This window comes from Cellulomonas palmilytica (assembly GCF_021590045.1).
GTDB classification, from domain to species: domain Bacteria; phylum Actinomycetota; class Actinomycetes; order Actinomycetales; family Cellulomonadaceae; genus Cellulomonas; species Cellulomonas palmilytica.
Map to the genome: position 1 here is coordinate 34,561 of NZ_CP062221.1, position 17,044 is coordinate 51,604.

Here is a 17,044-nt window from a genome sequence, read left to right on the forward strand (position 1 = left end):
GACGGACACGGGCACCGGACCCAGGGCACGCGTCCCGGCGGACACGCTGCGGCACGTGCGCTGCCGCGGCGCGTCGACGACGACGTCGAAGCGCGAGCACGTCCCTGGGCCGGTCAGCGACCAGGCAACCGGACGCGCACCCGCTGCGGCCACACCACGAGGGTGTTCACATCGTTTAAGCGCAGGTCAGCGCAGCCCGGCCGGCACGGGACGCACCCAGGCGCGCTCACGCGGGACGGGACCGGTCCCGGGGTCAGCGCAGGGGGTCGCGGCTGCGCCGGTCCGCGCGGACGGCGAGCGCACCGCCCACGAACCCGCCGACGATCGCACCCGCGGTGCCCATGACCGCGCGGATCGCCCCCTGCCCGTCGAGGAACGAGATGAACCCCGTGCCCGAGGCGACGTCGGACGCGCCCGAGTCGTCCGCGCCCGCGCCCAGGAACAGCGTGAGCAGCAGGCCGACGACGACGCCGACGACCGCTCCCGCGACGATGAACACCCCGAACTTCGGGGCGCGGCGCACCCGCGCGGGCACCGCGACGCGCGCGAGCTCGTCCTCCGCGGGGACGGGCTCGACGCCCGGGGACGCCTGCACCCCGTCCGGGGCGGCGGGTCCCGTCGGGTCCGGCGACGTGCCCGGGGTCACCGGCTCGTCGGGGCGCTGCGGGTTCTGGGGGTCGTGCGACACCCCGCGATCCTAGGCCAGCGCGCTCAGCGCACGCGGGTCGCCTGCAGCGGCAGCCAGGCCGCGAGGTCCGCGCGCTCGCCCGAGGCCCGCACGCGCGCGTCCCGCACCGCGTCGTCCCACGCGAGCGCGCCCGTCGCGAGCTCGAGCCACGTCTGCGGGTCGGTCTCGACGACGTTCGGCGGCGTGCCGCGCGTGTGCCGTGGACCGGCGACGGCCTGCACCGCACCGTCCGGCGGCACGCGCACCTCGACCGTGTGCCCCGGCGCGACGTCCGCGAGCTCCTCGAGCGTGAAGCGGACCGCGGTGCGCCGGTCCGCGGCGGACGTCGGGTCCGCGCGCCACGCGGCGAGCGCCGCGCGTCCCGCCACGGGATCGGTACGACGACGAGGGGGCACCCCCCGATTCTCCCCCACGGTCGGCCGAGGGCCCAGGGCGGGACTCAGCCCCGGGCGTTCAGGACGAGCTCGAGGGCGACCTCGTGCCACCACTCGCCAGCGGCCGGGCCGCCGTTGCCCGTGCCGTCGGACTCGCCCGGCGGCTTGACCCACAGCAGCGCGTCGCACGCGGTCCCGTCGTGGACGAGCCGCGGCAGGTCGCCGACCGCGCGGCCGCGCGCGTTGCACCACTCGCCGTTCGAGCCGTTGCCGTTGCGCGAGGTGTCCACGACGAACCGCAGGTCCAGCTCGGCGCAGATCGCCTCGCCGTACGCGCGCTCGTCGGCGGTCGGCTGGTAGTTCGAGGTGTTGAGCGCGATACCCGTCAGGTGGCGCGTCCCCACGAGCTCGACGCGCCGCACCACCTCGCGCGGCGTGAGCCACGCCGAGTGACCCGCGTCGAGGTACACGCGCGCACCCGCGTCGTGCAGCACCTGCGCCGCGTCCGCGAGGTACGCGACGCGGTCGCCCTGGTGGTCGCCGGCCCCGAGCTGCGGCAGGGCGTCGGGCTCGAGCACGACGATCGGCGCGCCGCAGATCCCCGCGGCGACCTCGCGCACCCAGTGCCCGTACCGGTCCGCCGGTGCGCCGCCTGCGGAGTACTGCCCGCAGTCGCGACCGGGGATCGCGTAGACCGCGAGGACCGCGGTGCTGCCCTCGTCGTGCGCGGCCGCGGTGAGCGCCCGGACCTCCTCGCGCGTCGCGTCCGGGTCGGACGGGTCGTCCAGCCACGTGGCCTGCGGCGTGGTCGCGAGCAGCTCGAGCGCGGCGCGCTCCGCGCCGACCGCCGCCCGCCAGGCCGCGTACGCCTTCGTCCGGGTGCTGAGGTAGAGGCCGGTCACCGCTCGTCCTGTCGTCGTGCCAGTCGGTCCGGTCGGGACGTCCGCACCCCCGGGTCGAGCCGGTGGGAGCGCTCCGACACGGCAGCAGCCTGGTCGACCGCAGGTGGCACCCCCGTAGGCCCAAGGTCCGTCGCCCGTTCGCCGGCGGGCGCCCGCGCAGCGACCGCGCTCGGCATCGGGTGCGTGGCAGGTGGTGGTGGCAGTGGTGGTGGCAGGTCGTGGTGGCAGGTGGTGATGGTGGAAGGTCGCCCGCGGGGGTCCTAGCCGCGGGGCACCGGGCGGTGGCCTCGGCGGTGCTCCGCCGTGATCTTCTTCCACCGGGCTCGCTCGGCCGCCGCGAGCCGCGCGTCGGCGCGTCGCTCCTGGTAGGCCGCCTCGCGCTCGAGCCGGCGCCAGCTGTCGAACCGCCGCTCGTCGAGCTCGCCCGCGTCCAGCGCGGCGCGCACCGCGCATCCCGGCTCGGTCCGGTGCGCGCAGTCGGCGAACCGGCACCGGGCGGCGAGCTCGGCCACGTCCGCGAACGTGTGCTCGAGCGCCTCGGCGTCCGCCACCAGGCCGACGGCCCGCAGCCCCGGCGTGTCGATCAGGACCGCACCACCCGCGAGCGGCACGAGCTCGCGGTGCGTCGTCGTGTGCCGGCCGCGGCCGTCCGCGCGCCGCTCACCGGTCGCCATCGCCTCGCGGCCCGCGAGCGCGTTGACGAGCGTCGACTTCCCGGCGCCCGAGGGTCCGACCACGACGACAGTGGTCCCCGGCGCCAGCAGCGCCCGCACCGGCCCGAGCCCCTCGTCGGCCGGCACCGACACCACGTGCACGTCGACGCCGATCGCGACGCGCTCGACGTCGTGCCCCATCCCCCGCGGGTCGGGGACCAGGTCCGCCTTGGTCAGCACGACGACGGGCGTCGCGCCCGAGCGCCACGCGAGCGTGAGGAGCCGCTCGACCCGCCCGAGGTCGGGGTCCGGGTCGAGGTGCTCGACGACGAGCACGACGTCCACGTTGGCCGCGAGCACCTGGGTCAGCGACGTGCGGTTCGCGGTGTCACGCACGAGCGCGGACGAGCGCGGGAGCACGCGGGCGACGCCGCCCTCGTCGTCGAGCAGGACGTAGTCGCCGACCGCGGGCACCACGCGGCCCTCGTCGGACTCCGCGAGCCCGTCGCGCGCGAGCACCGCGCGCAGCGGTTCGACGTGCTCATGCTCGTGCTCGGGCTCGTGCTCGTGCTCAGCGAGGGCCGCTGCGGGTACGCCGACGTCGGGTACGACGAGGATCGCACCCTTGTCGGCGCGCACCACGCGCCATCGCTGCGACGAGGACATACCGCCGACGGTAGGACGGCGACCCCCGGCCCGTCCGCCGGATTTCCGCGTCAGCGCGCGTTGCGCGCGAGCTCCAGGGCGATCTCCTGCCACCACTGCCCGGCCGCGGGACCGCCGTTGCACGTGCCGTCGGACTCGCCGGGCGACTTGACCCACAGCAGCGCGTCGAGCGCCGTGCCGTCGTCGACCAGCCGCGGTGCGTCGCCCAACGCGCGACCGCGCGGGTTGCACCACTCGCCGTTCGAGCCGTTGCCGTTGCGCGAGGTGTCGACGACGAACCCGAGGCCCTCGAGCTGAGCCGCGATCGCCTCACCGTACGCGCGCTCGTCGGCCGTGGCCTGGTAGTTCGACGTGTTGAGCGCGAACCCGGCGAGGTGCGCGGTGCCGACCGCGCGGATCCGCGAGACGACCTCGCCCGCGGGGAGCCAGCCGGAGTGGCCGGCGTCGAGGTAGACCCGCGCGCCGGCCTCGTCGAGCGTGCGCGCGGCCCCCGCGAGGAGCGCGCCGCGGTCGCCCTGCCCGTCGCACGCGCCGAGCTGGGGCAGCGCATCCGGCTCCAGCACGACGACCGGACGGCCGACGATCCCGTCCGCGACGGTCGCGACCCAGGCCGCGTACGCGTCGGCCGCGACACCGCCCGCGGAGTGCAGCCCGCAGTCCCGGCCCGGGATCGCGTACACGACGAGCACCGCCGTGGTGCCCGAGTCGGCCGCGGCGGACGTCAGCCGCGCGACCTGGTCGCGGGCCTCGTCCGCGCCGACCCAGTCGCCCACCCACAGCGCCTGCGGGGTCTGCGCGATCGTCGCGAGCAGGTCCTTGTCCTCGCCCGTGGCCTGGCTCCAGGCGACCGCCGCCTGCGAGTCGGTCCGCACCAGGAGCCCGCCCGTGCCTGGGGGCTGCGCCGAGGTCGTCGCAGTGGAGGTCGGCGATACGGAGGTCGGCGACCCGGTCGGCGAAGCGGTTGTCGGCGAGGACGTCACGGACGGCGTGCCGTCCGCCGGAGCGGCGACGGCCGGCGTGGCGACCGAGCCGGTCGCGGAGCCGTCGCACGCGGCGAGGAGCGCGAGGACCGAGAGCACGGCACCGGTCGCGACGACGCGGCGCAGGGACGTGCGGTGCTCACCCATGAGCACGACAGCGGCCGCCCAGGACGCGTGCTGCAGCCGGGGCGGCGGGTTTCACCCGTTCGCGGCGACGCCCCGGTCGCCTCGCGTGAGGCGGCCGGGGCGTCGCGTCCAGCAGCGAGCCGGAGCCGCCGTCCTCAGACCAGGCCGAGCGCGAGCATCGCGTCCGCGACGCGCACGAAGCCCGCGATGTTGGCGCCCGCGACGTACGAGCCCGGCACGCCGTACTCGTCGGCCGTGGTCAGGCAGCGGTCGTGGATGTCGCGCATGATCGTCGCGAGGCGGGCCTCGGTGTGCTCGAACGTCCACGAGTCGCGCGACGCGTTCTGCTGCATCTCGAGCGCGGACGTCGCGACACCGCCGGCGTTCGCGGCCTTGCCGGGCGCGTACAGCACCTCGGCGTCGGTCAGCAGCGCGATCGCCTTGGGCGTCGTGGGCATGTTCGCGCCCTCGGCGACGACCTTGAGACCCGACTCGACGAGCGCGCGCGCGTCGTCCTCGTCGAGCTCGTTCTGCGTGGCGCACGGCAGCGCGACCTGCGCCCCGACCTCCCACACGCGGCGGCCCGGGACGTACACCGCGCCGCGGCGCTCGGCGTACACCGAGACGCGCCCGCGCTCGACCTCGCGCACCTGACGCAGCAGGTCGAGGTCGATGCCGTTCTCGTCGAGGACGTAGCCCGAGGAGTCCGAGCACGCGACGACGTGCGCGCCGAGCTGCTGGGCCTTCTCGATCGCGTACAGCGCGACGTTGCCCGCGCCCGAGACGACCACGCGCTGCCCGTCGAAGGACTCGCCGATCGTGTTGAGCATGCTCTCCGCGAAGAGCACCGTGCCGTAGCCGGTGGCCTCCTTGCGGACGAGCGAGCCGCCCCAGGTCAGGCCCTTGCCCGTGAGCACGCCCGACTCGTAGCGGTTGGTGATGCGCTTGTACTGGCCGAACAGGTAGCCGATCTCGCGGCCGCCCACGCCGATGTCACCGGCCGGGACGTCGGTGTACTCGCCGATGTGGCGGTACAGCTCGGTCATGAACGACTGGCAGAAGCGCATGACCTCGCCGTCGGACTTGCCGCGCGGGTCGAAGTCCGACCCGCCCTTGCCGCCGCCGATCGGCATGCCCGTGAGGGCGTTCTTGAAGACCTGCTCGAAGCCCAGGAACTTCACGATGCCGAGGTACACCGACGGGTGGAACCGCAGGCCGCCCTTGTACGGGCCGAGAGCGGAGTTGAACTCGACGCGGAAACCGCGGTTGATCTGCACGGTCCCGTTGTCGTCGACCCACGGGACGCGGAAGATGATCTGCCGCTCGGGTTCGCACAACCGCTCGAGGACGGCGGCGTCGACGTACTCGGGGTGACGCTCGAGAACCGGCCCGAGGCTGTCGAACACCTCGTGAAGGGCTTGGTGGAACTCGTGCTCCCCGGCGTTGCGCGCGAGCACCTGCTCGAGGGCGCGCTCCAGCTGCACCTGCATGTCTTTCGGCTCCGCTCTGCTCCGCGTGGCCTGGATGTGAGGACGCCTCAGGCTAGCCACCGTCCGCGTTTCGGGAGGAGGACTCCCGACCCGTGGACGCCCGAGGGTCGGTGGGCGGCCCTCGTATCACCCGGTCGAGGGGCGGCCACCTGCTAGGTGGGCAGCGGTCGCGACGGCGGGGAGCAGCCATGCGCACGACGACGAGCGGGGCGGCCACGAGGGCGCTCGGGGGTACTCCGGAGACGGTGCGCGCACGCGCCCGGTGGCTCGCCGTCGCGTGCGCCGCGGCGGTCGCGCTCCTGCTCGTCGTGCTGGGCTGCGCGGGGCCTCCTGACCAGGTGGGACCGCAGGTCGGCACCGCGACGGCGTCCGCGTCGGGCACCTCCTCGACGGGCGGGACGACGGGCGGGACGACGACGACGCGCGGCGGCGAGCCGACGCAGGACCCGCCCGACGACGTCGTCGTGATCGTGACCGCGGCGCCGCTCGTCGGGCAGCTCGACTTCGACGGCGAGGCGTCCTGCGGGCTGCTCGTGTGGCAGGCGGAGCCGCTCGCCGAGGGCATGGAGTTCGTGGTGGATCTCACGTTCGACGCGACGTGGCGCGAGAGCGTCCGACCGTGCCCGGGGCTCGACGCGCCGCGGTGCTCGGCGGGTCCGCTCGCGGGTGGGTCGCCGAGCTGCCTCGTCGTGCTGGAGCCCGTCGACCCGGCGGCCGTGGACGTGACCGCGCACCTGTCGGCGTCCGGTGCGCTGCGCTGCACGCCCGCCGTCGGCGAGGAGGCGTGCCGCTCGGCCGCGGCGGCGATGGCCGAGGCGGCACCCGCGGGGCCCGTGCCGGTCGTCCCGGACGACGACCGCCCCGTCGAGACCCCGACCTCGTTCGCGGTCGACCCGCCGACCGGGCCGACACCCACCGTGGAGCCGGAGGCCGTGCCGTGACGTCGCCGGCGTCCTCAGCGTCGTCCGACACCCCGCCGCGCCGGGGGCTCCCGCCGTGGGCCACGCTCGTCACGCAGCTCGTCGCGCCCGTGACGCTCGTGTCCGGCTTCCTCTTCTACTACGGCTACGTGTTCACGCGCTCCGAGCTCTGGTACTTCGGGCTCGACGTGGACACCGTGGGGCTCTCGCCGCGCGAGATCGTCATGCGCTCGCCGCGCTCGCTCGCGGTGCCGCTCGTGGTGCTGACCACCGCGTTCGTCGGCGTCGCGTCGCTGAACGCGCGCGTGGACGCGCGAGCGCGGGCGCTGCGGGCGACGACCGCCGGGGCCGAGCGCGTGGCGCGGGGTGCGCGGCTCGCGGTCGGCGCGGGGGCCGCGGTGCTCACGGGCGGTGTGGTGCTGCTGCTCGCGTACGCGTGGTTGCAGGACTGGGTGTGGCTGCAGGTGATCGCGGCGTCGGTGATCGCAGTGGGAGCCGCGCTGACGGCCGGTGCGCTGCGGCACGTGCCGTCGCGCCCGGTGGGCGTCGCTGCGGGGCTGTGGGCGCTCGTCGTCGCGGCCGTGCTGTGGGTCGTGTCGGTGACGGCCGGGTGGGCGGGCATCGGGTTCGCGCAGCGGACCGCGCGGGACCTCGACGAGCTGCCGCTGGTCGTGCTGGACACCACGACGCCGCTGCGCCTGACGAACCCGGCGGTCGGGGTGGAGGACCTGTGCGCCCGCGACGACCCCGGTGCGGGCCCGGTCGTCGACGAGGAGTGCGCCGGCTCGGGTGCCCCGCGGTGGCGGCACCGCGGGCTGCGGCTGCTGGTGCAGGGACCCGACGCGATGTTCCTGGTGCCGTCGACGTGGGACGCGGGCGCGACGACCGTGATGGTCCCGCGCGACCGGCCCGCGCAGTGGCAGTTCCAGTTCGTCAACCTGCCGCCCGGGCCGGCCTGACGGCCTGTCCGGCGTCCATCTGACGAGATTTCCGACTGATCCAGTATCCATTTCTGCGAGCGCTGCTATACCCCTCCCCAGGTCACGAGAACCAGCGCCAAGCCCCGGCTCGCTGGTCGGCAACCCCGGTCACGCGCGGGGTGCTCCGGGGGACGACCTGGTCGGCCCACGGGCCGGCAAACGTGACGGAACGATTGCGAGGGACCATGAGCACCGACGCACCAGCATCCCGCCCCGAGCCCACCGTCGTGGTGGTCGCGGGCAACCCGCGCGAGGGATCGCGCACCCTGCAGGCCGCCCGGACCGCGGCCCAGGCCGTCGCCGCCCACGTCGGCGGGACGGTCACCACCACGGTCGACCTGGCCGCCGTCGCCGGCGAGCTGTTCGCCGGGCAGCGACCCCGGGTCGACGCCGCGCTCGGCGCGCTGGCGGACTCCGACGTCGCGGTGATCGCGACGCCGGTCTACAAGGCCTCCTACACGGGCCTCCTGAAGTCCTTCCTCGACCTGTACGGGCCCGACGGGCTCGCGGGCGTCGTCGTCGTGCCGCTCGTCGTGTCCGGCAACCCGGCGCACGCGCTCGTCGGCGAGGTGCACCTGCGGCCGGTACTCGTCGAGCTCGGCGCGGTCGTCCCGACCCGCGCCCTCACGGTCACCGAGGCCGACCTGGCCGACCCGGCCGGCCTCGACCGCGCCGTGGACGCGTGGCTCGCGCGCGGCGGTGACGCGCTGCGCCGCGCGGTCGGGCAGCCGGTCGGGCAGTCGGCCGCGGACCTCGACCTCGCGGAGGCAGCCCGATGACTGCCGAGCCCATCGCCCGCCCCCGCACCGGGGCCGCGCCGGAGACGCGCCTGTCGCCCGACGAGTACAAGGCCGTGTTCCGCGGGCACCCCGCGGGCGTCGTCGTCGTGACGCTGCGCGACCCCGACGGCCGACCTGTCGGGTTCACCGCGACGTCCGTGATCTCGGTGTCCGCCGAGCCGCCGCTGCTCGCGTTCTCGCTCGCGTCGTCGTCGTCCTCGTGGCCCGCGGTCTCGCGCGCGACCACGCTCGCGCTCAGCTTCCTCGCCGACCACCAGGACGACGTGTCCGCCCGGTTCGCGACGAGCGGCATCGACCGGTTCGCGGCCGGCGGCTGGACCGCGCTCGAGACGGGTGAGCCCGTGATCGACGGCGCGCTGTCCTGGGTGCGCGGGCGCGTCGTGCAGCGCACGCCGGTCGGGTCGAGCTACCTCGTCTCGGTCGAGGCGATCTCGTCGTCCGCGCGGGTCGAGCCCGAGACGGCGCACCGCACCGGGCTCGAGGCCTCGTCGCCGCTCGTCTACCACGACCGGACCTACCACCGGATCGGCGAGCACTCCGCGATCTGACGTCGGCCACCCACCTGGCCACACGCACGGGGACCCCCGGCCCGCACCGGTCCGGGGGTCCACGCGTGCGTCAGGGCAGGCCGGGTCTGCTGCGAGAGGGCCGTCACGCGAGGCCGAGGGAGGCCTTCGCGTCCGGGACGAGCAGGTACATCCGCGTGGACCCGACGATGGACGAGAAGCCGTACCTTGCGTAGAAGTTCGCCGCGCGGTCGTCGACCGGATCGACCACGACGATACGGCCACCCACGAGGTCGGATGCCTCGCAGATGTGCTCGAGCGCGTCGACCAGGAGGTCCCGGCCGAGGCCACGGCCCTGGACCTCGGCCGAGATCGCCAGCTTCGCGAGCATGAACCCCGGCACTCGCGACGAGGCCGCCCGCACCTTCGACGAGAGCGCGAGCTCCTCACGCAGCACCTCCGTCGGGCATACGGCGTAGTAGCCGACGAGCTGGCCCGCATCGCAGCTCCGCAGGAGCCGGACCCTGACCGTACCGGCCTTCTGCGCACGCCTCGCGGTCTCGTGCAGCCACACGTCGAGAGCGGGGGTACCGCACGTGAACGAGTCGAGATCGTCCCACTCGCCCAGGTCGGTGACCAGGTAGTCCGGCGCGCTCACTCGTGCTTGAACCGGCGCGCGCGTGCGGCGGCCTCAGCGAGGGCCGGGACGCGGCGAGGCTCCTCGTCGAGCGCCGCGAGCATCCGGTCGAACTGCTCAGCGGGCATCATCGTCAGATCGCTGCGGGCCAGCACCCGGGCCGCCTCCTCGCGCGCGGACCGGACGACGAATGCCGACACGGTCTCGTGCGTCACCGCGGCGGCCTTCGACAGCAGGACCTCGGTGCCCTCGTCGACGCGTTGCTCCATGCGCCGGGTCTTGGTGGCCATGGGCAGGACTGTACGGCGGTTGTCCGTACAGCGCCAGTGGTATTGCGTGCGAGATGTCAGCGCACAGCGTCCGGCTCGGGCACACCCCCAGCTCGGACCGGGGTCGTGATGCCGCGGGCGTCGAGGAGGGGGCGGAGACCCTCGGCGAACCAGTACGCCTCCTCCACGTGCGGGTAGCCGGACAGGACGAGCTCGTCGAAGCCGGCGGCGTGGTACTCCGCGATCAGGTCCGCGACCTCCTCGTGGCTCCCGACGAGCGCCGTGCCGGCGCCGCCGCGGACCAGGCCGACGCCCGCCCACAGCCCCGGATGGATCTCCAGGGCGCGCGCGTCGCCGCTCGTCGCGAGCGCGCCGTTGCCGTGCAGCGCGACCATCCGCTGCTGCCCCACCGACCCGGATGCGCCGAGCCCCCGCTGCGCGGCGGCGATCTGCTCGGGGCTCAGCTCGTCGAGCCAGCGCTGCGCGAGGTCCCACGCGTCCGACGAGCGGTCGCGCGTCACCACGTGCAGGCGCACACCGAACCGCGGGCTGCGGCCCTGCTCGGCCGCGAGCGCGCGCACCCGGTCGATCTTCTCCTTGGCCTGCGCGGGCGGCTCGCCCCAGGTGAGGTACACGTCGGCGTGCGCGGCCGCGACGGGCAGGGCCGCGGACGACGAGCCGCCGAAGTAGATCTCGGGGCGCGGGTCCGGGGGCGCGGGGACCTGGGCGCCCTCCACGCGGTAGTGCGCGCCGTCGTAGGAGAACGGCGAGGAGTCCCACACCCCGCGCACCACGTCGAGGAACTCGTGGCAGCGCGCGTACCGCTCGTCGTGGTCGAGCCAGTCGCCGAACCGCTGCATCTCGATCTCGTCGCCGCCCGTGACCACGTTGAGCAGCAGCCGACCGCCCGAGATGCGCTGGAACGTCGCGGCGGTCTGCGCCGCGAGCGTGGGCGACAGCAGCCCGGGGCGGAACGCGACGAGGAACCTCAGGCGCCGCGTCACGGCCGCGAGCGCCGCCGTGACCACCCACGCGTCCTCGCACCACGTGCCCGTGGGCGTGAGCACGGCGTCGTAGCCGAGGGTGTCCGCGGCCTGCGCGACCTGCGTGAGGTAGTCCAGCGTGGGCGCGCGGTAGCCCGCGGCGTGCGCGCGGGAGTCCTTGGCGTGGAAGCCGCCGAGGATCCCGCGCGCGTCGCCGGACGTCGGCAGGAACCAGTGCACGCCCGTGAGCGGGCTGCGCGCGGTCACTTCGCGGTGAACCCGGCCGCGCGCCGCTCGTCGGACTCGCTCCACAGGCTCGTCGAGACCTCGGCCTTGACCGCCGGGATGACCTCCTCGGCGAACCGGCGCAGCACGTCCGCCTGCTGCTCGAGCGGCAGGAGGTGGTTGACCGACACGGACTGCAGGTCGTGACCGTAGGACGCGTGGTAGTCGAGGATCTTCTCGACGACGCGCTCGGGCGAGCCGACGAGCGCCGGGCCGCGCTCGACCGCGTCCTCCACGGTCTGGAAGCTGTTCCCCACCCCCACGTGCTCGGGCCCGTACCCGCGCCGGCGCTGCGCGGCGATCTGCCCTTCGAAGATGGGGCGGAACTGCTCGATCGCCTGCTCCGTCGTGTCGGCCAGGTAGAGCCCGCCCGAGCCCGAGCCGACGAACGCGTACGCCGGGTCGTGGCCGTGGGCCTCGTACTGCTCGCGGTACCGGTCGATGAGCACCTGGTAGTTCTCGCGCGGCTGCAGCGCGTTCGCGCTGACGATCGGGTCGCCGTAGCGCGCGGCCAGGTCGACCGCGAACTGCGACGTCGCCGAGCCGTGCCAGATCCGGAACGGGCCCGAGAACGGGCGCGGCAGCGTCGTGGCGTTCTCCAGGCGGTGGCGGTGCACGCCCTCCCACGTCACGTCCTCCTCGCTGAGCAGCAGCCGCAGGAGCTCGTAGTTCTCCTGCAGGTACTCGTACTGCTTGGCGATGTCGAGGCCGAGCAGCGGGTACTGCAGCACCTCGTTGCCCTTGCCGATGACGATCTCGAGGCGCCCGCGCGACAGCTGGTCGACCGTCGCGAGGTCCTCCGCGACGCGGATCGGGTCGAGCAGCGACAGGACCGTGACGCCCGTGGAGAGCAGGATGCGCTCGGTGCGCGCCGCGACCGCCCCGAGGATCACGGTCGGGGCGGACGAGAGCACCTCGCCGGCGTGCCGCTCCCCCACCGCGAACGAGTCGAAGCCGAGCGCCTCGGCGAGCACCGCGGTCTCCACGACCCGGTTGAGCCGGTCGGACGGCGGGACGGCCTCGCCCGTGACCGGGTGCGGCGGGTTGAAGACGATGTCGAGGACCTGGAAGCGCACGGGGATCTCCTGCGGGGTTCGGTGGGGGTCAGGCGGCCGACGACGCGGCCTGCGCGGCGGCGCGCGCGTCGCGCTCGGCGACGCCCTCGCGCACGAGCGGGATGACGTAGCGGCCGAAGTCGATCGCGTCGTCGAGCAGGTCGTAGCCGCGCGCGGAGATCACGCGGACGCCGAGGTCGTAGTAGGCGAGCAGCGCGTTCGCGACCTCCTCGGGCGTCCCGACGAGCGCGTTGGAGTTACCCGCACCGCCCGTCGCGCGAGCCGTGGCCGTCCACAGCACGTCGTCGTACCGCTCGCCCGCCGCGGCGATCTCCAGCAGGCGCTGCGAGCCCGCGTTCTGCGGCGAGTCGATCGGGTGCCGGCGGCTGAGCACGCCGCCCGCGGCGGCCTTGCGCGCCTCGATGCGGTCGAGCACGCGGTGCGCCTTCTCCCACGCGAGCTCGGTGGTCGGCGCGACGATCGGGCGGAACGCCGCGTGGATGCGCGGCGGCTCGACCCGGCCCACCGCGGCGGCCTCGGCGTGCACGCGCTCGATCTGCTCACGCGTGCGGTCCAGCGGCTCGCCCCACACCGCGTAGATGTCGGCCTCCGCCGCACCGACCGTGTACGCGGCGTCCGACGAGCCGCCGAACGAGATCGTCGGCGTGCGGCCCTCGAACGGCTTGGTGTCCAGCACGAAGTCCTCGAACTCGTAGAACTCGCCGTGGTGGTCGAACGGCTCGCTGCTCGACCACGCCCGCTTGACGATCTGGATGTACTCGCGGGTCCGCGCGTAGCGCTCGTCCTTGGTCAGCCGGTCGCCCTCGCGGCCCTGCTCGTGGTCGTTGCCGCCCGTGATGAAGTGCACCGACAGCCGCCCGCCCGAGAGCTGGTCGAGCGTCGCGAACGTCTTCGCCGCGTACGTCGGGTACGACACGTTGGGCCGGTGCGCGAGCAGCAGCTCGATGCCCGGCACGCGCGCCGCGACGTGCGCCGCGAGCGCCGCGGGCTCGGGGCCCGACGAGCCGTACGCGAACAGCACGCGCGTCCAGCCGTTGTCGGCGTGCGCGCGCACGATGCGCTCGAGGTAGCCGAGGTCGAACGGCCGCGTCGTGCGGGCGGTGGTCTCGGACTGGTCGTTGGTCGTGGCGATGCCGAGGAACTCGACGGGCATGGTGGCCTCCGGGGTGTGACGTCGGGGTGCGATCAGGGGTCAGGCGGTGGTGGACGCGAGCGCCAGGTCGGCGGCGCCCGCGGTCGACGGGGCGAGCCAGTGCTCCGCGAGCAGCTCGAACGAGCGGCGCGCGTCGGCCGGGTCGTGCGCCTCGGTCGTGACGAGCAGCTCGTCGGCGCCCGTCACGCGCTGCAGCGTCTCCAGGCGCTCGACGACGGCCGACGGGCCGCCGACGACCCGCGTGTCCACCCGGTCGGCCACGAGCACGCGCTCGTCGGGCGTGCGCTCGTCCCACGACGGCGCGCGCGCCGGGTCGGGGTACGCGATCGCGCCGTCGCTGCCGCCGCGGATCGAGCGCACCCAGTCGGCGAACGGGCGCGCGAGCTCCTCGGCCCGCTCGTCGGTCTCGGCGACCAGCACGTCCGCGGACACCACGACGTACGGCGCGTCGAGCACGCCGGGCCGGAACGCCTCGCGGTACGCCGCGACCGTCTCGAGGGTGGTCGCCGGGCTCACGTGGAAGTTCGCGGCGATCGGCAGGCCGAGCTCGCCCGCGACGCGCGCGGACTCCCCCGCGCTGGACGCGAGCACCCACAGGTCGAACGCCGCCCGGTCGACGGGCGGGCTCGTGTACGGGTGCCCGGCCTCGTCGCGGTACGTGCCCGCCTGCAGGCCGAGGACCAGCTCGAGCTCCGCGCGGAACGACGCGGGCGTGCGTGACGCGCCGACGACGCGCTTCTGCGCGAGCAGGCGCTCGCGCAGCGCGGAGTCGGAGAAGTCGACCGGCGGCGGGCCGGGGACGTACAGGCCGTCCACGACACGCGGGCCGGCCGTGGGGCGCGGCTTCGACACGCTCGCCGCGGCGAGCTCGGCGGCGGGGGCGTCCGCGGGCGGCGGCGTGAACGCGCGCCCGACGCCCAGGTCCACACGGCCCGGGTGCAGCGCCGCGATCGTGCCGAACTGCTCCGCGCCGACGAGCGGGCTCGTCGTGCTCAGCAGCACCGCACCCGACCCGACGCGGATGCGGCTCGTGCGCGCCGCGACCGCCGCGGCCAGCACCGCGGGCGACGCCGACGCGACGCCCGCCGCCAGGTGGTGCTCGGCGTACCAGACACGGCGGTACCCGAGCTCCTCGAGGCGCACGGCGAGGTCGACCGCGGTGCGCACCGCGGCGGCGCCCGTGCCGCCCTCGGGGACGATCGCGAGGTCGAGGACGGACAGGGGGACGCGCGAGCCGGTCGGGCGGGCGTCGGTCATGGGGCTGCTCCTTGCGGGGGACGAACGGCGGGTCGGGTGCCGACGGTCGGACGGTCAGGGGACGGGGACGGTGGCGAACCGCGCGAGCGCGAAGCGCGCGAGGTCCGGGCGGACGGAGGCCGACGACGCGGCGGTGCCGCCGAGCGCCTCGTCGGCCAGGTCGGCGAGCACGCGGCCCACGGCGGGTGCGAACTTGAACCCGTGGCCCGAGAAGCCCGCCGCGACCACGACGGGGCCGCGGCGGTCGAGCACGAAGTCGTGGTCCGGGGTCGTGGTGTACGTGCAGCTCACGGGCACCAGGTCGTCGGGGTCCGCACCGGGGACCCAGCGGCGCACGTAGTCGCGCAGCGCCTCCAGCTGCGTCGGCTCGGGGGTGCGGTCGCGGTGGTCCGGGTCGACGCGCGGGCCGACCGCGTGGAAGCCGACCTTCACGCCGTCGGGCGACGCGAGCCCGTACACGCCGCTCGGGTAGCCCGCGTCGGGCCCGGGGTCGTGCGTGAAGCTCGGCCACGGCAGCGTCGGGTCGAGCGGCGCGAAGTGCGCGGGCTGCTCCTGCGTCACGACGAGCGGGAGCGTGGGGCTGCCGGCAGGGTCGTCGCGCGCGTCGAGCAGCGGGGCGACGAGCCCCGCGCTCCACGCGCCGACCGCGACCACGACGCTGCGCGCGACGAGCTCGCCGTGCTGCGTCACGACCCGCACGCCGTCGCCCTCGCGCTCCAGGTGCCGCACGGGCGTCTCGTACCGGACGTCCGCGCCGTGCGCCGTGGCCCGTCGCTGCAGCGCGGCGACCGCGCGGTCGGCGTGCACGCGGCCCGCGGTCGTCGTCTCGTGCAGCACGCGGCCCTCGAACCGCAGGCCCGGCCAGCGGCGCGCCGCCTCGACGGCGTCGAGCCACTCGAACGGGATGCCCCGCGCGGCGAACGCCGAGGCGACCGCCTCGGTGCGCCGCGCGGACGGCTGGTCCGGGCGCGCGTGGCTCACGCCGCCCGTGGCCTCCAGCAGCGGCTCCCCCGCGTCCGCCTCCAGCAGGCGCCACAGGACGAACGCCTCCTGCGCGAGGTCGAGGTACGTCGGCTCGGGGTACGTGGTGCGGTAGATGCGCGACGAGCCGTGCGACGCACCGTGGTCGTGCCCCGGCGCGAACCGCTCGAGCAGCACCACCTCACGGCCGCGGCGTGCGAGCTGCCACGCCGCGGCCGACCCCATGACCCCGCCGCCGACGACGACGTGGTCCACGTGCTCGGTCATCGTCACTCCGTCTTGGGCAGGCCGGGCGGGTTCGACTCGGACTTCTCGATCGCCTCGTTCTCGAGGCCCCAGCGCTGCAGCACCTGCAGGTAGGTGCCGTCGTCGATCGCGTGGTTGATCGCCGCGGTCACGGCGTCGACCGCGCCCGCGCCCTTCTTCGTCGCGACCGCGATCTGCGCGGTGTCGGGCCAGCCGCCGTTGAGCGTGCCGACCACCTGGAAGTCCTGCGGCGAGATCTTCGCCTGGTACGCGAGCGACGCGTTCGGGCCCACGTACGTCTCGACGCGCCCGGACTGCAGCGCGAGCAGCACGTCCGTGAACTGCTCGTAGTACTCGGGGCCCTTGATCGGCTCGAGGCCGTCCGCCTGGTTGAGGCGGTCCCACCCGAGGACGATCTTCTCCTGGTTGGTGCCGGAGCCGACCGCGACGACCTTGCCCGCGATGTCCTCGCGCTTGGTGATCGACGTGAGGTCCGAGCCCTTCTTGACGAGCCAGCCGAGCTCGTCGTTGCGGTAGCTGGAGAAGTCGATCGTCTCCTTGCGCTCCTCGGTCACCGTGACGTTGGAGATGACCGCGTCGACGTCGCCCGACTGCAACGCGAGCGGCCAGTCCGCCCACGCCTTGACCTCCAGGCGCAGGTCCTTGCCGAGCGCGTCGGCGACGAGCTGCGCGATGTCGGTCTCGTTGCCGATGGGGGTCGCGTCGTCGTCGGCCAGGAAGCCCAGCGGCGGGGCGGCGCCCGCGCTGATGGCCACGACGACCTCGTCCTTGTCCTTCCAGGAGTCCGGCAGCAGCGCCACGGCCTCGTCGGAGACGGTCGTGCGGATGCGGTCCTGGTCGGGGCTCGTGCTGACCTCGAGGCCCGCGGCCTCCGGGTCGGCCGTGACGCCCGCGGCGGGCGTCTCGTCCGCGGGCTTCGCGGTGCTCACGCTCGAGCACGCGGTGAGGACGAGCAGGGACGCGCTGGCGAGGGCGGCGAGCGTCGCGCGATGGCGCGTGGTCGTCGTCATGGGGGTGCCTCTCAGTCGTGCGGCGCGGTGCCGCGTGGGGT

18 protein-coding genes and 1 riboswitch are annotated in these 17,044 nt (G+C 75.0%); of the genes, 4 read left to right on the forward strand and 14 right to left on the reverse strand.

Annotated elements, in window-relative coordinates:
* Positions 1-253 precede the first annotated feature (253 nt).
* From F1D97_RS00235 to gdhA, 6 genes are all read right to left on the reverse strand, one after another.
* On the reverse strand, positions 254-688 hold the full coding sequence (locus F1D97_RS00235) for a histidine kinase (RefSeq protein ID WP_236121753.1): 435 nt from the start codon (positions 686-688) through the stop codon (positions 254-256).
* A gap of 23 nt (positions 689-711) precedes the next feature.
* Entirely contained in the window at positions 712-1,083 is a 372-nt protein-coding gene (locus tag F1D97_RS00240) for a sterol carrier family protein (RefSeq protein WP_236121754.1), read from the reverse strand.
* Between the two features lie 44 nt (positions 1,084-1,127).
* Positions 1,128-1,964 (reverse strand): glycoside hydrolase family 6 protein, encoded by an 837-nt coding sequence (locus F1D97_RS00245; RefSeq protein ID WP_236121755.1) that lies wholly within the window; start codon positions 1,962-1,964, stop codon positions 1,128-1,130.
* 260 nt (positions 1,965-2,224) lie between these two features.
* On the reverse strand, positions 2,225-3,283 hold the full coding sequence (gene rsgA, locus F1D97_RS00250) for a ribosome small subunit-dependent GTPase A (RefSeq protein ID WP_236121756.1): 1,059 nt from the start codon (positions 3,281-3,283) through the stop codon (positions 2,225-2,227).
* Positions 3,284-3,333: 50 nt separating this feature from the next.
* Entirely contained in the window at positions 3,334-4,410 is a 1,077-nt protein-coding gene (locus tag F1D97_RS00255) for a glycoside hydrolase family 6 protein (RefSeq protein ID WP_236121757.1), read from the reverse strand.
* Positions 4,411-4,544: 134 nt separating this feature from the next.
* On the reverse strand, positions 4,545-5,879 hold the full coding sequence (gene gdhA, locus F1D97_RS00260) for an NADP-specific glutamate dehydrogenase (protein WP_236121758.1): 1,335 nt from the start codon (positions 5,877-5,879) through the stop codon (positions 4,545-4,547).
* Positions 5,880-6,124: 245 nt separating this feature from the next.
* Between gdhA and F1D97_RS00265 the strand changes: the two genes are divergently transcribed.
* The 4 genes from F1D97_RS00265 to F1D97_RS00280 all read left to right on the forward strand — a co-directional run bounded on the left by F1D97_RS00265 (position 6,125) and on the right by F1D97_RS00280 (position 9,127).
* Positions 6,125-6,820, forward strand: coding sequence for a hypothetical protein (locus F1D97_RS00265; RefSeq protein WP_236121759.1), 696 nt, complete (start codon positions 6,125-6,127; stop codon positions 6,818-6,820).
* Positions 6,817-7,758, forward strand: coding sequence for a hypothetical protein (locus F1D97_RS00270; RefSeq protein WP_236121760.1), 942 nt, complete (start codon positions 6,817-6,819; stop codon positions 7,756-7,758). Before F1D97_RS00265 ends, F1D97_RS00270 begins: the two co-directional genes overlap by 4 nt.
* A gap of 80 nt (positions 7,759-7,838) precedes the next feature.
* Positions 7,839-7,947: riboswitch (SAM riboswitch) on the forward strand.
* Positions 7,948-7,964: 17 nt separating this feature from the next.
* Positions 7,965-8,558, forward strand: a complete 594-nt coding sequence (locus F1D97_RS00275) for an NADPH-dependent FMN reductase (protein ID WP_236121761.1) — start codon at positions 7,965-7,967, stop codon at positions 8,556-8,558.
* Entirely contained in the window at positions 8,555-9,127 is a 573-nt protein-coding gene (locus tag F1D97_RS00280) for a flavin reductase family protein (RefSeq protein WP_236121762.1), read from the forward strand. The genes F1D97_RS00275 and F1D97_RS00280 overlap by 4 nt, the downstream gene beginning before the upstream one ends.
* 103 nt (positions 9,128-9,230) lie before the next feature.
* On the opposite strand, the gene F1D97_RS00285 is transcribed toward F1D97_RS00280, so the two are convergent.
* Genes F1D97_RS00285 through F1D97_RS00320 form a run of 8 tightly spaced genes read right to left on the reverse strand, consistent with a single transcriptional unit; the run spans position 9,231 to position 17,003 of the window.
* Positions 9,231-9,743, reverse strand: a complete 513-nt coding sequence (locus F1D97_RS00285; RefSeq protein ID WP_236121763.1) for a GNAT family N-acetyltransferase — start codon at positions 9,741-9,743, stop codon at positions 9,231-9,233.
* A complete protein-coding gene (locus F1D97_RS00290) occupies positions 9,740-10,012 on the reverse strand; it encodes a type II toxin-antitoxin system TacA family antitoxin (RefSeq protein ID WP_236121764.1) in 273 nt (90 codons plus the stop codon). The genes F1D97_RS00285 and F1D97_RS00290 overlap by 4 nt, the downstream gene beginning before the upstream one ends.
* Before the next feature lie 56 nt (positions 10,013-10,068).
* Positions 10,069-11,241 (reverse strand): LLM class flavin-dependent oxidoreductase, encoded by a 1,173-nt coding sequence (locus F1D97_RS00295; RefSeq protein ID WP_236121765.1) that lies wholly within the window; start codon positions 11,239-11,241, stop codon positions 10,069-10,071.
* Positions 11,238-12,335: an LLM class flavin-dependent oxidoreductase gene (locus tag F1D97_RS00300; RefSeq protein ID WP_236121766.1), complete on the reverse strand. Its 1,098-nt coding sequence runs from the start codon at positions 12,333-12,335 to the stop codon at positions 11,238-11,240. The genes F1D97_RS00295 and F1D97_RS00300 overlap by 4 nt, the downstream gene beginning before the upstream one ends.
* Positions 12,336-12,363: 28 nt before the next feature.
* Positions 12,364-13,488, reverse strand: coding sequence for an LLM class flavin-dependent oxidoreductase (locus F1D97_RS00305; protein WP_236121767.1), 1,125 nt, complete (start codon positions 13,486-13,488; stop codon positions 12,364-12,366).
* A gap of 39 nt (positions 13,489-13,527) precedes the next feature.
* Positions 13,528-14,745, reverse strand: a complete 1,218-nt coding sequence (locus tag F1D97_RS00310; protein ID WP_236121768.1) for an LLM class flavin-dependent oxidoreductase — start codon at positions 14,743-14,745, stop codon at positions 13,528-13,530.
* 54 nt (positions 14,746-14,799) lie between these two features.
* Complete coding sequence (solA, locus tag F1D97_RS00315; RefSeq protein WP_236121769.1) at positions 14,800-15,993, reverse strand: N-methyl-L-tryptophan oxidase; 1,194 nt, start codon at positions 15,991-15,993, stop codon at positions 14,800-14,802.
* 2 nt (positions 15,994-15,995) lie between these two features.
* Positions 15,996-17,003, reverse strand: coding sequence for an ABC transporter substrate-binding protein (locus tag F1D97_RS00320; RefSeq protein WP_236121770.1), 1,008 nt, complete (start codon positions 17,001-17,003; stop codon positions 15,996-15,998).
* Positions 17,004-17,044: the final 41 nt, after the last annotated feature.